Genomic DNA, 14,374 nt, shown 5'->3' with positions numbered 1-14,374 from the left:
GTGAGCACCGACCCTCGACCGGAGGCCGCGCGGACATTCCGTGCGGCCTCCGGGCCTGTCTCCCTCGTGCTGTGCTCCCTGCTCGCGCTGTTCCTGCTCGGCGACGCAGTCGTGCGAGCCGGCTGGGGGCAGATGCTCCTGCTCGCCCCGTGGGTGCTGCTCGGGCTCTGGGTCGTGTACGAGATCACCTTCGTCTCGGTCGTCCGCGTCGACGGTGAGGGAGCGACGGTGCAGAACATGCTGCGTCGCACGTCCTTCGGCTGGAGCCGCGTGCGCGACATCGACCTCCGCTGGCAGCTGCTGTTCTCGCTCGACGACGGCACCGACCTCTCCTGTTACGGCGGGCCGGCGCGGGCGCGTCCGGTGCGACGCGCCACCACCGGCGATGACGAGGCCAAGGCCCCGGCGGGACTCCGCGACCTGACCGACATCCGTGATCGGTGGCAGTCCGCACCCGCTAGCGCGGATGCTCCGATTCGTCGTTCCTGGGACTCTCCGGCGCTCATCGCCCTCGCCGTCATCGTGGTCTGGGCTGTGGCGTCGGTCCTCATCGCCGGCTCCTGACCGCCGACGCGCGTTTCCGGGGCCGTCTCAGCCCGGAAGCCCGAACAGTGCGGGGAACGCACTCGCGGCCCACGGATAGCCGACGAACACGGTCGCGTCGATCAGGAAATGCGCGACGAGGAACGGCATGAGCCGACCGGTCCGCATGAAGAGCCAGCCGAAGAGCAGGCCCATCGCGAAGTTGCCGATGAACGCGCCTGGGCCCTGGTACAGGTGATAGCTCGCGCGCAGCAGCGACGTCGTCAGGATGATGGTCCACGGACCCCACCCGAGCTGCTTCAGGCGCGCGAACAGATATCCCAGCACCACGAACTCCTCCTGCAGTGATGCACGGGCCGCGGCGAGGAGAAGGATCGGCACGGTCCACCAGTGCGCGCCCTCGCCCGAGGGGTCCACAGCGACGAAGAGCCCCATGGCTCTTCCGCCCAGGTAGAGCCCGAGCCCGGGGATGCCGATGGCCGCGACGAGCAGGACGCCGCGTCCGATGTCAGCACCGACACGGGTGCCGTCGAGACCGAGCCGACCGAGATGCGGCTTCGACGACTGCCAGAGCAGGAAGCAGACCAGCAGCACAGGTACCAGCGAGAACCCGATCGACAGGACCTGATAGATCAGGTCGAAGATCTCTCGATCGCTGCGGGACGGATTCAGGCTCGCCGTCTGATCGGCCAACGGTGTGTCATCCGTGAGCCGGTACGCGAGCTGCACGATCGCGTACACGGCAGACTGCCCGAGTCCCAGCGCCAGCACGATGGCGATCTCCCACCAGATGCGCGCGCGTGAGGGGGCGGGGAGAGGTCGGAGACGGTCACGATCATGATCGTACTTCCGGCGCACAGGAACGGATTCGCGACATACGATAGTCTGGAACGTCGGCTTCTCGGCAAAAACCCACACTCTTTAGGACATCTGCATGGCGCACGCCCTTCGCTCTGACCTCCGCAACGTCGCAATCGTCGCGCACGTCGACCACGGTAAGACCACCCTCGTCGACGCGATGCTCCGCCAGACCGGCTCGTTCGGTGAACACGCCCACGTCGATGAGCGCGCGATGGACTCGAACGACCTCGAGCGTGAGAAGGGCATCACGATCCTCGCCAAGAACACGGCGATCACCTACAAGGGCAAGCACGCGGACGGCAAGGAGATCACGATCAACGTGATCGACACCCCCGGCCACGCCGACTTCGGTGGTGAGGTCGAGCGCGGCCTGTCGATGGTCGACGGCGTCGTGCTGCTCGTCGACGCGAGCGAGGGCCCGCTCCCGCAGACCCGCTTCGTGCTGCGCAAGGCACTCGAGTCGAAGCTCCCCGTCATCCTCCTGGTCAACAAGACCGACCGCCCCGACGCTCGCATCGCCGAGGTCGAGGAAGAGGCTCACGACCTGCTGCTCGGTCTCGCGTCCGACCTCGTCGACGATGTGCCCGACCTCGACGTCGACGCTCTGCTCGACGTGCCGGTGGTCTACGCCTCCGGTCGCGCCGGCGCCGCATCGCGGAACCGCCCCGCCGACGGCTCGCTGCCCGACAACGACGACCTCGAGCCGCTGTTCGAGGCGATCCTCGAGCACGTCCCCGCTCCGGCGTACGATGACGAGCACCCGCTGCAGGCCTGGGTCACCAACCTCGACTCCAGCCCCTTCCTCGGGCGCCTCGCACTGCTTCGCGTCTTCAACGGCACGCTGAAGAAGGGCCAGACCGTCGCCTGGGTCCGTGCTGACGGCACGCACCAGAACGCACGCATCACCGAGCTGCTCAAGACCCGTGCACTCGAGCGCTACCCGGCCGAGTCCGCAGGCCCCGGTGACATCGTCGCCATCGCCGGCTTCGAGAACATCACGATCGGTGAGACCATCGCCGACCCCGAGGATGTGCGCCCGCTTCCCGCGATCACGGTCGACGACCCCGCCATCTCGATGACGATCGGCACGAACACCTCGCCGCTCATGGGCAAGGTCAAGGGCCACAAGCTCACCGCTCGCATGGTCAAGGACCGTCTCGACAAGGAGCTCATCGGTAACGTCTCGCTCAAGGTCGTCGACATCGGGCGTCCCGACGCCTGGGAGGTCCAGGGCCGCGGCGAGCTCGCACTGGCGATCCTCGTCGAGAACATGCGTCGAGAGGGCTTCGAGCTCACCGTCGGCAAGCCGCAGGTGGTCACGAAGAAGATCGACGGCAAGACCTACGAGCCGTTCGAGCACCTCACGATCGACACGCCGGAAGAGCACCTCGGCGCGATCACGCAGCTTCTCGCGAACCGCAAGGGCCGCATGGAGAACATGACCAACCACGGCACCGGCTGGGTGCGCATGGAGTTCATCGTCCCCTCGCGCGGTCTGATCGGCTTCCGCAGCGAGTTCCTCACCACGACGCGCGGCACGGGTATCGCCAACGCGATCTCGCACGGCTACGAGCCGTGGGCTGGTTCGATCACGACCCGTCAGAACGGCTCGATCGTCGCCGACCGCCAGGGTGTCGTCACTCCGTTCGCGATGATCGCCCTGCAGGAGCGCATGTCGTTCTTCGTGCAGCCGACGCAGGAGGTCTACGAGGGCATGGTCATCGGCGAGAACTCCCGCGCCGACGACATGGACGTCAACATCACGAAGGAGAAGAAGCTCACCAACATGCGTGCGGCGAGCTCCGACACCTTCGAGTCGATGACGCCCCCGCGTCAGCTGACGCTCGAGGAGAGCCTCGAGTTCGCTCGTGACGACGAATGCGTCGAGGTCACGCCCGAGGTCGTGCGCATCCGCAAGGTCAACCTCGATGCGAACACCCGCGCCCGCGAGACGGCACGCCTGAAGCGTCAGGACGCCAACGCCTGAGTCGTCCCACGCCGGCTTCGATAAAGGGGCCCTGCATCGCCTGAGAGCGATGCAGGGCCCCTTTCTCATGTTTCACTCAGGTCATATGTTGCAGAATCGTTACCTTGCGCCTGGGGCCGACTCCCGATGAGGGTCCTGTGACGGGCGCACGACGACCCGAAAGTCGATTCATGCTTCATAACTCCCGTGCGCTTCGGCGCGCCTCTGAGGCGGCATCCGCTGGTGCCGCTGCGAAATCCCGCCGCTCCCGCTGGATCCTCGGTTCTGTGACCGGTGGCGTCCTCGGGGCTGCCCTCACGCTCGGAATCGTCGCGGCTCCCGCCGCCGCCGCCGAGCTGCCCGACGCCGTGGACCATGTCGCAGCCCTCGTCACCGGCGCCGACCCGCTGCAGAAGACCGTCGATGACTCCGCGATCACCATCAAGCTCGCGAAGGATGCGATCTCTGCAGCCGACGCGAAGACCGCCGAGGTCGCGTCCTCGGGGATCGATCTGGCCGGTGCCCCCGCCGCCGTCGAGACCCAGGACCTGACGGCGTGGATCGGGCAGCTCTCCGACCGCGACTCCCTGAGCGAACGAGAGCTCAGCAGTCTCGAGGCATACACCGTCATCGGCACCGAGGCGGTCGTGGCGAACACGGCGGCGCTGCAGTCGACGTACGACGCGGCACAGCAGGCCAAGGCCGCCGCCGAGCAGGCGGCCGCAGAAGCGGCGGCCGCGGCTGAAGCGCTCGCGCAGGCGAACACGGTCGACGGGGCGAAGTCGACGGCACGAAGCATGGCGTCCAGCCAGTACGGCTGGGGCGACGACCAGTTCTCGTGCCTGAACTCGCTGTGGACGAAGGAGTCGGGCTGGAACTACCAGGCGTACAACTCGTCCGGCGGAGCGACCGGCATCCCGCAGGCGCTTCCGGGCAGCAAGATGGCCTCGGCCGGCAGCGATTGGCAGACCAACGCTGCCACCCAGATCTCCTGGGGCCTCGGCTACATCTCGTCGGTGTACGGCACCCCCTGCAGCGCCTGGTCGCATTCGCAGGCCGTGAACTGGTACTGATCCGACGGAATCTCTCGCGCCGCGAGCGCACCAGTATTTCGGCATGAAGGCCCCCTGCTCTAGGCAGGGGGCCTTCTGTGCCGTTACGGTGAGCGGAGATGGCTGGGGCGTCGTCGATTCTGAGGAGGACGAATGGACCCGGCTGCGCTCACCGGCATCACGCAGGCCGTCTCGACCGGCGGGCTCCCGGGGTGGGAGCGCGTCGACGAACTCGTCCGCGAGGCTCACCGCCTGTATGCGGGGGAGTCGAGCGGAGCAGTAGCCGACTACATCCCCGTCCTCGCTGAGGTCGATCCGGAGCTCTTCGGACTCGCTCTCATCGAGTCGGACGGTGGACTGCACGACGCCGGGGACGCGTTGCACAGCTTCTCGATCCAGTCGATCTCGAAGATGTTCGTCTACGCGCTCGCGATCGAGGAACACGGTCACGAGGGTGTGCGGGAACTGGTGGGCGTCAACAACACCGGTCTGCCGTTCAACTCGGTGATCGCGATCGAGCTCAACGGGGGCCACCCCATGAACCCGATGGTGAACGCAGGGGCGATCGCCACCACGGCACTCATGCCCGGGAGCACCGCCGTCGAGCAGTGGGAGCGCCTCCGAGACGGACTCTCGGCATTCGCAGGGCGACCGCTGAGCCTCGACGGGGTCGTGTACTCGTCCGAGGCCGAGACGAACGACCGCAACCGTGCGATCGGGCGGCTGCTGCGCAGCTATGGGCGGCTCGAGGGCGACCCCGACGAGGTCGTCGATGTCTACACACGTCAGTGCGCGCTCAGCGTCACGGCTCACGATCTGGCGGTGATGGGCGCGACCCTCGCTGACGGCGGGGTGAATCCGATCACCGGTGAACGTGTGGTCTCGGCTGACGTGTGCCGGGACACGCTCGCGGTCGTGGCCTCGACCGGGCTGTACGAGCGCTCGGGGGAGTGGCTGTTCGAGATCGGATTGCCGGCGAAGTCCGGGGTGGCCGGCGGGATCGTCGCCGTCTCGCCCGGCAAGGGGGCCGTGGCCGGCTTCTCGCCTCGGCTCGATCACGCGGGCAACTCGGTGCGCTCCCAGCTCGCGATCGGGCATCTCTCGCGATCGCTCGGCCTGAATCTCTTCGCCTCGGCTCCGGCGGTGCCGGCGCGCGCCGACAACTGACCTCCGACAGGCACTCGTTCAGAGGACACCGCAATGACGACTCCCGCTCCCTCTTCATCCACGTCCACGTCGACGACAGCATCCTGGATGCCGCTGGTCAGTCTCTTCCTCGCCCAGGTGCTGATGTCGTTCAACGTGGCGGCTCTCCCGATATCCCTCGGCGGCATCGTCGACGAGTTCGGTGTGCCGCCGACCGTCGCGAGCACCACGATCGTCATGTACGGGCTCGCCGTGGCCGCACTCGTCATGACGGGTGCGAAGCTCGGCCAGCGGGTGGGGTGGGTGCTCATCTTCCGCGTGGTCATCGTGCTCTTCGCCGCATCAGCGGTGCTTATGATCTTCGCGCCGAGCGTCGGCTGGGCGATCGCGGGGCAGGCCGTCGCCGGTGCGGCGGCCGCCATCATCGTGCCGTCGATCGTGGCGCTGATCGCGGAGAACTACCGGGGCACGCAGCAGGCCACCGCGATCGGCGCGATCGGATCGGCTCGCGCCATCTCGGGGGTGACCGCATTCCTGATCGGCGGCACGCTCGGCACGCTCGTCGGATGGCGGCCGATGTTCTTCATCGTGTTCGGCATCGCCGTGATCGTCTTCGCCTTCAGCTTCACTCTCCGCGGCGATCGCGGTGACGCGTCGATCCGCATCGATCTCGTGGCGTCCCTGCTCATCGGCGCCGCGATCGTGCTCCTGACGCTCGGATTCAACAACCTCAACGGATGGGGGGCGATCACTGCGACCGAGGCGGCGCCCTTCAGCATCCTCGGGCTCTCGCCTGCCCCGCTCTTCATATTCGTGGGTGTCGTTCTCGGCCAGTGCTTCTTCCTGTGGACGCGCAGGCGGATGGCCGAGGGCAAGGTGCCGCTCATCGATCTGAGTGTGCTGGATTCGTCGAAGGAGCGAGCAGCCGTCTACGCGATGTTCATCGTGGTCGCGCTCGAGGCGTGTGTGAACTTCACGATTCCGCTGTACATCCAGATCGTGCAGGGGCGCACGCCGTTCGACACGTCGCTCGCCATGATGCCGTTCAACCTCACGGTGTTCATCACGGCCACCCTGGTGGTGCGCTTCTACAAGAGGTATCCGCCGAGGGTGATCGGCATCTTCGGGTTCATCCTCACCACTGCAGCGCTCGTGTGGCTCTCCTTCGTGGTGAACAACAACTGGGAGACGCTGCCGACCATCCTCGGCCTCGTCGTGTTCGGCATCGGTCAGGGTGCTCTAGTCACGCTCGTGTTCAACGTCCTGGTGACCTCCGCCCCGGCGGAGTTGGCAGGCGACGTCGGCTCGCTGCGTGGGACGACGCAGAATCTCGCTTCGGCGGTGGGCACCGCGCTGGCCGGTGCGCTCCTGGTGTCGTTGCTCGGGCTGAGCATCGGCCGTGCGGTGGTGGAGAATCCCGAGCTGCCGCCGGACCTCGTGGCCCAGGTCGACCTCGATGCCGTGAACTTCGTCAGCAACGATGATCTGCGTGCCGTGCTGGAGGGGACCGATGCGACGCCCGCAGAGGTGGACGCGGCCGTGGCCGTGAACGAGGAGGCCCGACTCGGCACGCTTCGTCTCGGGTTGCTTATCCTCGCGGGCATCAGCGCTGTGGCGATCCTGCCCGCATCGAGGCTGCCGCGCTACAAGCCCGACGAGATCCCCGATCCTTCGCCCGCTTCGGGTGCTGAGTGAGATCAGCGCAGCTCGGAGATGAGGACCGCGCTGGTGTGCGGCTCGGTCGCGTCGAACACATGCGCGGCGTCGCCCGGGTACGAGAGGTAGTCGCCGGGGTTCAACAGCACGGGCTCGCCCACGGGGCCGACGTGCGCCTGGCCGGACACGATGATGACGTGCTCGGTCGTCCCGGCGTGATGGGGTGCTGAGCGGCGCGGATCGCCGGGCTCCCCCTGGATGAGGTACACATCACGGCGTGCTCCCGGCGGGCTCGCCGAGAGCAGCGTCGCGCTGTATGCGGCAGCGGCTGACGGGACCCCGGCGAGAGCATCCGCGCGAATGAGCGTGGGCGCGTTGGACTGCTGATCGACGAGAACGGCGAACGGCACATCCAGCGCCACTCCCAGCGCCCACAGGGTCTCGACGCTGGGGTTGCCCGAGCCTGACTCGAGCTGCGAGACCGTCGCCTTCGATATTCCCGCCCGGCGAGCGAGCTCCGAGACGGAGATTCCGGCAGCTTCGCGTTCTCGACGCAGCGTGCGGGCGATGCGCGTTCGTAGTTCCTCCATGTGTTCATCCTGTCAAACGATCGTTCGCTTGACTATCCTCCGGGTGATGTTCAGAATGATCAGCGTGTGTTCACTTCATCGAACGGTCTGTCGTGAGCGCCGAGCGTGAGGTCTGGCGCGAGGCGCTCGGAGTCGTTCTCGCGACAAGCGCGTACGGAGTATCCTTCGGCGCACTGGCCGTGGCGTCCGGACTCGATGTCTGGCAGACGTGCGTGCTCAGTCTCTTCATGTTCACCGGCGGCTCGCAGTTCGCGTTCGTCGGCGTCTTCGCCGCGGGAGGGGTCGCCGCACTTCCCTCCGCCATCGCCTCGGCCGGGCTCCTGGGCGTGCGCAACGTCGCTTACGGCATGCGCATGTCGCCCATCGTCGGCACGTCTCGCGCTCGCCGCGTCGCAGCCGCGCATTTCACGATCGACGAGTCGACGGCCGTCTCGATCGCTCAAGGAGACCCGAGACTGCGCCGGGTCGGGTTCTGGGTCACCGGTGTCGGGATCTTCCTCGGCTGGAACATCACCACCCTGGTCGGCGCGCTCGTGGGAGACGTATTGGGCGACCCGAAGGCCTGGGGCCTGGATGCTGCGGCGGCCGCGGCCTTTCTCGCGCTGCTCTGGCCGAGACTCAAAGAGCGTCAGGCGATCGTGGTGGGCATAGCGGCGGCCGTCGTCGCTGCTGCTCTGACCCCGTTCATCATGCCCGGCCTTCCCGTTCTCGTCGCCGCGATCGTGGCGATCGTCGTCGGCTGGTTCAACTGGTGGGGCCGGGAAGCCGGCGCGGTTCCGGAGGCGAAGGGGGAGGCGTCGTGAGCGTCTGGAGTGCTGTACTCCTCGCCGCCGTCATCTGCCTCGCCCTCAAGGCGGTCGGTTACCTCGTTCCTCCCTCGGTGCTCGAAGAGCCGCGTCCTGCCCGCGTGACCGACCTGCTCACAGTCGCATTGCTCGCTGCCCTCGTCGCCGTGCAGACGGTGGGTGCGGGGCAGGCGGTCATGGTCGACGCGCGAGTGCCGGCGCTGCTCGTCGCAGCGGGGCTGCTGTGGCTCAGACAGCCGTTCCTCGTGGTGGTCGTCGCCGCGGCGGCAGTCGCTGCGCTTCTTCGTCTCTTCGCTCTCGCCGCCTGAATCGGTGCGGCCGCGTGGCCGCGTGACACGGCCTCGGCCGGGCGCGCGTAGGATCGTCTCGTGCGTATCGGATGGATCTCCCGGGTGCTCTCCTGGATCGCTGCGGCCCTGGTCGGCGGTGTCTTCGGCGTCGCGGGGACCATCGGCCACAGTCTGATGTGGGGCCCGGTTCCCGTCGGGCTCATCGTGGGTGCCGTGGCGTGCGGCGCGATTCTCGTCGCGATCCGTTCGCTCACCCACGATCGAGGCGCGACGCTCGCCGCGGGGCTCGGCATGGTCGGTATGGTCGTGCTCATCTCCGGCGTCGGGCCCGGTGGCTCGGTCGTCGTGCAGGACACTCTCAGCGGCCGCATCTGGATCTACCTCGTCGCCGGTCTCGTCCTCCTCGCCGTCGCCTGGCCGTCGCTCTCGCGAATGCAGATCCAGACGACCGCCGCGCACGAGAGGCCGTCTTCGGCTCCCGCGAGCGCGCCCCTGGGAGATGGCGGCGTTCGCGAGTCGTAGACTGAGGGGGTGACGTATGTGATCGCCCTTCCGTGCGTCGATGTCAAGGATCGCGCCTGCATCGACGAATGCCCCGTTGACTGCATCTACGAGGGCGAACGCTCGCTGTACATCCACCCCGACGAATGCGTCGACTGCGGTGCCTGCGAGCCCGTCTGCCCCGTCGAGGCCATCTACTACGAAGACGACCTGCCCGACGAATGGCAGGACTACTACAAGGCCAACGTCGAGTTCTTCGACGAAGTCGGATCCCCCGGCGGTGCCGCCAAGGTCGGTGTCATCGCGCACGATCATCCGGTCATCGCTGCGCTGCCGCCCCAGGGCGACTAGTCCGTGAGCGTCCGCGACCTGGCCGACTATCCATGGGATGCGGTCGTCCCTTACCGAGAGCGTGCGGCTCTGCATCCGCAGGGCATCGTCGATCTCTCCGTGGGGTCGCCGGTCGATCCGACTCCTGAGTTGATCCGCAGGGCGCTCTCCGAGGCGACCGACGCTCATGCGTATCCGCAGACGGTCGGAACCCCGGCTCTGCGAGAGGCGATCGTCGACTGGTACGCACGCCGTCGAGGCGTGTCCGATCTCACGGTCGCCAACGTACTCCCGACCATCGGCTCGAAGGAGCTCGTCGCTCTGCTGCCGACGCTCCTGGGCCTGGGGGAGGGCGACATCGTGGTGCATCCACGCATCGCCTACCCGACCTACGAGGTCGGCGCACGCGTCGTCGGCGCCACGCCCCTGGCGGCCGACGATCCGGCCGAGTGGCCCGAGGGCGCGAAGCTCATCTGGATCAACACTCCCGGAAACCCGGACGGACGCACCTGGACCGTCGACGAGCTCGCTGCTGCGGTGCGTCGCGCCCGCGAGATCGGCGCCGTGCTGGCCAGCGACGAGTGCTATGCCGAGCTGGGGTGGGACGGGCCGTGGGCGGATGAAGCGATCCCGTCGATTCTCGACCCGCGCGTCACAGAAGGCAGCAGGGCGAATCTGCTCAGCGTGTACTCGCTGAGCAAGCAGTCCAACCTCGCCGGATACCGAGCGGCGTTCGTGGCCGGATGCGCGCGCATCGTCGGTGAACTGCTCACGGCGCGCAAGCACCTCGGTCTGATGCCGCCTGAGCCCGTGCAGCACGCGATGGTCGTCGCCCTCGGAGACGACGAGCATGTCGCGGCGCAGAAGGAGCTCTACCGGCACCGGCGCGACACCCTGCGTCCCGCGCTCGAGGCAGCAGGATTCCGCATCGACGGTTCAGAGGCGGGTCTGTACCTGTGGGCCACCGAGGGGCAGGACGCGTGGGTCAGCATCGCGCGGCTCGCCGATCTCGGCATCCTCGCGGGCCCTGGCCCCTTCTACGGCCCGTACTCGAGCCAGCACGTGCGTCTCGCCCTCACCGCTCCGTCCGAACGGATCGCCGAGGGGGCTCGTCGCCTGCACGCGCAGGCTCTGTAGGTTCCCTCCCTACCGCTGCCATTCTTTTGTCTGATGTCACAGTAGGCCGGTGTGCCTACTAGGCTGTAAAGGCGATTCGGTCGTGTATCGATGATCTCGATTCGGCCCGGCGCACAGCGCCGTGACATCGCCACATCCGGCTTTGATGAACATCCACGAGGAGGCCCGCGTGAGCGCAGCGGCAGAGCAGCAGGCGACGGCGAAGCTGACGATCGGTGATACGACCGCAGAATTCCCGCTCGTGCGCGGCACGGCGGGGAACGACAGCATCGACTTCTCGACGCTGACCCGTCAGACCGGGTACACGGGACTCGACTACGGATTCGTCAACACGGCATCCACCAAGTCGGACATCACGTTCATCGACGGCGACAAGGGTATCCTTCGCTATCGCGGATACCCGATCGAACAGCTCGCCGGCAACACCAGCTACCTCGAAGTGGCCTGGCTCCTGATCTACGGAGAGCTTCCGTCGGCTGCCGAGCTCGCAGAGTTCGACGAGAAGATCCGTCGCCACACGCTGCTGCACGAGGACCTCAAGCGCTTCTTCTCGGCGCTCCCGCACACGGCGCACCCGATGTCGGTGCTGTCCTCTGCGGTGGCCGCCCTCTCGACCTACTACGAGGGTCAGACCGACCCGCACAACCCCGAGCACGTCGAGCTCAACATGATCCGCATGCTCGCCAAGCTGCCGGTCATCGCGGCATACGCGCACAAGAAGAGCGTCGGACAGGCGTTCCTCTACCCCGACAACTCCCTCGGATTCGTGGAGAACTTCCTCAAGCTCAACTTCGGTGTGCACTCCGAGGAGTACCAGGTCAACCCGGTCATGTCGAAGGCGCTCGAGCTTCTGCTGATCCTGCATGAGGACCACGAGCAGAACGCCTCGACCTCGACCGTGCGCCTCGTCGGGTCGACCGGTGCCAACCAGTTCGCCTCGGTCTCCGCGGGCATCCAGGCGCTCTCCGGCCCCCTGCACGGCGGGGCGAACGAAGCCGTGCTCACCATGCTCGGTCAGATCCGCGACTCCGGTCAGAGCGTCTCGCGCTTCGTCGAGCGGGTGAAGAACAAGGAAGAGGGCGTGAAGCTGATGGGCTTCGGGCACCGGGTCTACAAGAACTACGACCCCCGCGCCAAGCTCGTCAAGGAAGCGGCCGGCGAAGTGCTCGCAGAGCTCGGCGTCACCGACCCGCTGCTCGATCTCGCTCAGGAGCTCGAGGAGCTCGCCCTCGCCGACGACTACTTCAAGGAGCGTCGTCTGTACCCGAACGTCGACTTCTACACCGGCGTGATCTACAAGGCCATGGGCTTCCCGACGCGCATGTTCACCGTGTTGTTCGCCATCGGGCGACTGCCCGGATGGCTCGCGCAGTGGCGTGAGTTGCAGCTCGACCCGCAGACGAAGATCGGTCGCCCGCAGCAGCTCTACACGGGGTCCCCGGAGCGCACCTTCCAGACGCGCTGACGCCGGTCAGGCGCACGATGCCCGTCGTCACCGCTGAGGCCGTCGTTCCGGTGGACCCGGCGACGGCCTTCGCGGTCTCTCAGACGACCGGAGCCGTGCGCCGACGCTGGGATCCGTTCATCAGCGCGCAGCATTTCCTCGACGGTGCGGATGTCGCGGCCAAGGACGTGCGCACCTTCACGCGCCAGCGCTTCGGCTTCTCGATGGTGAGCCGGTACGTGTCGTACTCACCGCCGCGCAACGTCGGCATGGTGATGGAGACCGGGCCGTGGTTCTTCACCAAGCTCGGCGGCGGCTGGCGATTCACCGAGGTGCCGGAGGGCACGCTCGCTGTGTGGAAGTACAACTTCTCGTGCCGCCCGGCATGGATCGCTCCGATCGCCGAATGGATCGGCGAGCGCGTTCTCGGGTTCGAGATCCGACGCCGCCTGGCAGGATTCGTGCGCGGATGCTCCGACCCTGAGGTCCTGGCAGCAGTGCGGCGTACCGCGGGCTGATCGCGGCCGGAAACCACGAGCGGGTGCGTCGATGCCTGAGCATCGACGCACCCGCTCTGTCGTGTGTGGGTCAGCGGCCCTGCGAGCTGCGACCGCGGCCGCCCTGGCCGCCGGAGCGGGACTGCCCACCGCCCTGACGGGATCCAGCCTGCGCACCCTGTCCCTGACCACCCTGACCGGAGCGGGGGCGACGGCTGCGACGCGACGGCGGGTTGGCGGCGGAGTTCCGCTCGCCACCGGCCGGACGCTGCTTGGCGGCCTGGCGCTGCGGCTGCTGCTGCACGGGCGCCGGACGCACGTGCGGTGCACGCTCGGGCACGAGCTCGGTGACGGCATCCGAGGTGAGGGGCTCGAGGGCGGCGGTGATCGCGGCCTTGCGGAGGAGGTCCTTCACGTCGCGACGCTGCTCAGGCAGTACGACCGTGACGACCGTTCCTGCGGCTCCCGCACGAGCGGTGCGACCGGAGCGGTGCAGGTACGCCTTGTGCTCCATGGGCGGGTCGACGTGGACGACCAGGTCGACGTTGTCGACGTGCACGCCTCGCGCGGCGACATCGGTCGCGACGAGCACGCGCACTCCGCCGTCTTCGGGTGCGGAGGAGAAGGCGCTGAGGTTACGCTCACGCGCATTCTGCGAGAGGTTGCCGTGCAGGTCGACGGCAGGGATGCCGGCGGCGGTGAGCTGCTTCGCGAGCTTCTTCGCCTGGTGCTTGGTGCGGGTGAAGAGGATGCGGCGACCGGTGCCGGAGGCGAGGTCGCGCACGAGGGTGGTCTTGTTGTCGGTCGAGTCGACCACGAGCACGCGGTGCGTCATCTCGCCGACCGGAACGCTCTCTTCATCGACCTCGTGGCTCACGGCGTTCGAGAGGAACCGACGCGCGAGCGTGTCGATGCCGCGGTCGAGGGTCGCGCTGAACAGCAGACGCTGCCCACCGGCGGGGGTGGCGGTGAGGATGCGGGTGACGCCGGGGAGGAACCCGAGGTCCGCCATGTGGTCGGCTTCGTCGAGCACGGTGACCTCCACGGCGTCGAGCTGCACGACCCGCTGCTTCATGAGGTCTTCGAGGCGGCCGGGGCACGCGACGACGATGTCGACGCCGTTGCGCATGGCCTGCTCCTGCGGGCGCTGGCTCACGCCGCCGAAGACGGTGGTGACGCGCAGGCCCTTGGCCTCGGCGAGCGGCGCGATGGTCGCGGCGATCTGGGTGGCGAGCTCCCGGGTCGGTGCGAGCACCAGGCCACGGGGGTGGTTCGGGCGGCTCTTGCGCGAAGACGCCGAGAGTCGGGAGACGAGGGGAAGCGCGAACGCGATCGTCTTTCCGCTGCCGGTGCGGCCACGGCCGAGCAGGTCGCGGCCCGCGAGGGAATCGGGAAGCGTGTCGCGCTGAATCGCGAACGCCTCGGTCTTGCCGTCCTGTGCGAGGACGGCGGCGAGGTCGGCGGGCACGCCGAGATCGAGGAAGGAAGTCATGCAGTATCTCCGAGAATGCACGCACGAACCATCAGGCCGGGTGCGGGAAGGTGGGCGACGGCG

15 protein-coding genes are annotated in these 14,374 nt (G+C 67.7%); 12 read left to right on the top strand and 3 right to left on the bottom strand.

What is annotated here, in order from left to right:
• Complete coding sequence (locus ACZZZN_RS09555) at positions 1 to 564, top strand: PH domain-containing protein (protein WP_463504924.1); 564 nt, start codon at positions 1 to 3, stop codon at positions 562 to 564.
• A 27-nt stretch (positions 565 to 591) separates the two neighbouring features.
• On the opposite strand, the gene ACZZZN_RS09550 is transcribed toward ACZZZN_RS09555, so the two are convergent.
• Positions 592 to 1,401, bottom strand: a complete 810-nt coding sequence (locus ACZZZN_RS09550; RefSeq protein ID WP_463504923.1) for a CPBP family intramembrane glutamic endopeptidase — start codon at positions 1,399 to 1,401, stop codon at positions 592 to 594.
• Positions 1,402 to 1,477: 76 nt separating this feature from the next.
• On the opposite strand from ACZZZN_RS09550, the gene typA reads away from it, so the two are divergent.
• From typA to ACZZZN_RS09530, 4 genes are all read left to right on the top strand, one after another.
• Positions 1,478 to 3,391, top strand: coding sequence for a translational GTPase TypA (gene typA / locus ACZZZN_RS09545; RefSeq protein ID WP_463504922.1), 1,914 nt, complete (start codon positions 1,478 to 1,480; stop codon positions 3,389 to 3,391).
• 170 nt (positions 3,392 to 3,561) lie between these two features.
• Complete coding sequence (locus tag ACZZZN_RS09540; protein ID WP_463504921.1) at positions 3,562 to 4,443, top strand: aggregation-promoting factor C-terminal-like domain-containing protein; 882 nt, start codon at positions 3,562 to 3,564, stop codon at positions 4,441 to 4,443.
• 132 nt (positions 4,444 to 4,575) lie between these two features.
• Positions 4,576 to 5,589, top strand: a complete 1,014-nt coding sequence (glsA, locus tag ACZZZN_RS09535; RefSeq protein ID WP_463504920.1) for a glutaminase A — start codon at positions 4,576 to 4,578, stop codon at positions 5,587 to 5,589.
• A gap of 33 nt (positions 5,590 to 5,622) precedes the next feature.
• Positions 5,623 to 7,263: an MFS transporter gene (locus tag ACZZZN_RS09530; protein WP_463504919.1), complete on the top strand. Its 1,641-nt coding sequence runs from the start codon at positions 5,623 to 5,625 to the stop codon at positions 7,261 to 7,263.
• A gap of 2 nt (positions 7,264 to 7,265) precedes the next feature.
• Here the strand turns inward: ACZZZN_RS09530 and ACZZZN_RS09525 are convergent, their stop codons facing one another.
• On the bottom strand, positions 7,266 to 7,814 hold the full coding sequence (locus ACZZZN_RS09525; protein WP_463504918.1) for a helix-turn-helix domain-containing protein: 549 nt from the start codon (positions 7,812 to 7,814) through the stop codon (positions 7,266 to 7,268).
• A 92-nt stretch (positions 7,815 to 7,906) separates the two neighbouring features.
• Here ACZZZN_RS09525 and ACZZZN_RS09520 point away from each other — a divergent pair, with 92 nt between their 5' ends.
• The 7 genes from ACZZZN_RS09520 to ACZZZN_RS09490 all read left to right on the top strand — a co-directional run bounded on the left by ACZZZN_RS09520 (position 7,907) and on the right by ACZZZN_RS09490 (position 12,840).
• Positions 7,907 to 8,617, top strand: coding sequence for an AzlC family ABC transporter permease (locus ACZZZN_RS09520; RefSeq protein ID WP_463504917.1), 711 nt, complete (start codon positions 7,907 to 7,909; stop codon positions 8,615 to 8,617).
• Positions 8,614 to 8,928, top strand: coding sequence for an AzlD domain-containing protein (locus ACZZZN_RS09515; protein ID WP_463504916.1), 315 nt, complete (start codon positions 8,614 to 8,616; stop codon positions 8,926 to 8,928). Before ACZZZN_RS09520 ends, ACZZZN_RS09515 begins: the two co-directional genes overlap by 4 nt.
• A gap of 60 nt (positions 8,929 to 8,988) precedes the next feature.
• The gene (locus tag ACZZZN_RS09510; RefSeq protein WP_463504915.1) at positions 8,989 to 9,432 is read left to right on the top strand and encodes a histidinol dehydrogenase; all 444 of its coding nucleotides are present in this window, start codon (positions 8,989 to 8,991) and stop codon (positions 9,430 to 9,432) included.
• 9 nt (positions 9,433 to 9,441) lie between these two features.
• Positions 9,442 to 9,762, top strand: a complete 321-nt coding sequence (fdxA, locus tag ACZZZN_RS09505; protein ID WP_463504914.1) for a ferredoxin — start codon at positions 9,442 to 9,444, stop codon at positions 9,760 to 9,762.
• Between the two features lie 3 nt (positions 9,763 to 9,765).
• Complete coding sequence (gene dapC / locus ACZZZN_RS09500; RefSeq protein ID WP_463504913.1) at positions 9,766 to 10,878, top strand: succinyldiaminopimelate transaminase; 1,113 nt, start codon at positions 9,766 to 9,768, stop codon at positions 10,876 to 10,878.
• Positions 10,879 to 11,023: 145 nt separating this feature from the next.
• A complete protein-coding gene (locus tag ACZZZN_RS09495; RefSeq protein ID WP_463504912.1) occupies positions 11,024 to 12,343 on the top strand; it encodes a citrate synthase in 1,320 nt (439 codons plus the stop codon).
• A 17-nt stretch (positions 12,344 to 12,360) separates the two neighbouring features.
• Positions 12,361 to 12,840: an SRPBCC family protein gene (locus tag ACZZZN_RS09490; protein ID WP_463504911.1), complete on the top strand. Its 480-nt coding sequence runs from the start codon at positions 12,361 to 12,363 to the stop codon at positions 12,838 to 12,840.
• A 70-nt stretch (positions 12,841 to 12,910) separates the two neighbouring features.
• Here ACZZZN_RS09490 and ACZZZN_RS09485 read toward each other — a convergent pair whose 3' ends face one another.
• Positions 12,911 to 14,311: a DEAD/DEAH box helicase gene (locus ACZZZN_RS09485; RefSeq protein WP_463504910.1), complete on the bottom strand. Its 1,401-nt coding sequence runs from the start codon at positions 14,309 to 14,311 to the stop codon at positions 12,911 to 12,913.
• Positions 14,312 to 14,374: the final 63 nt, after the last annotated feature.

It is taken from the genome of Microbacterium sp. AC145, from assembly GCF_979258505.1.
Note: the sequence above shows the minus strand (reverse complement) of the source record. Positions and strands in the feature narration are given on the sequence as shown.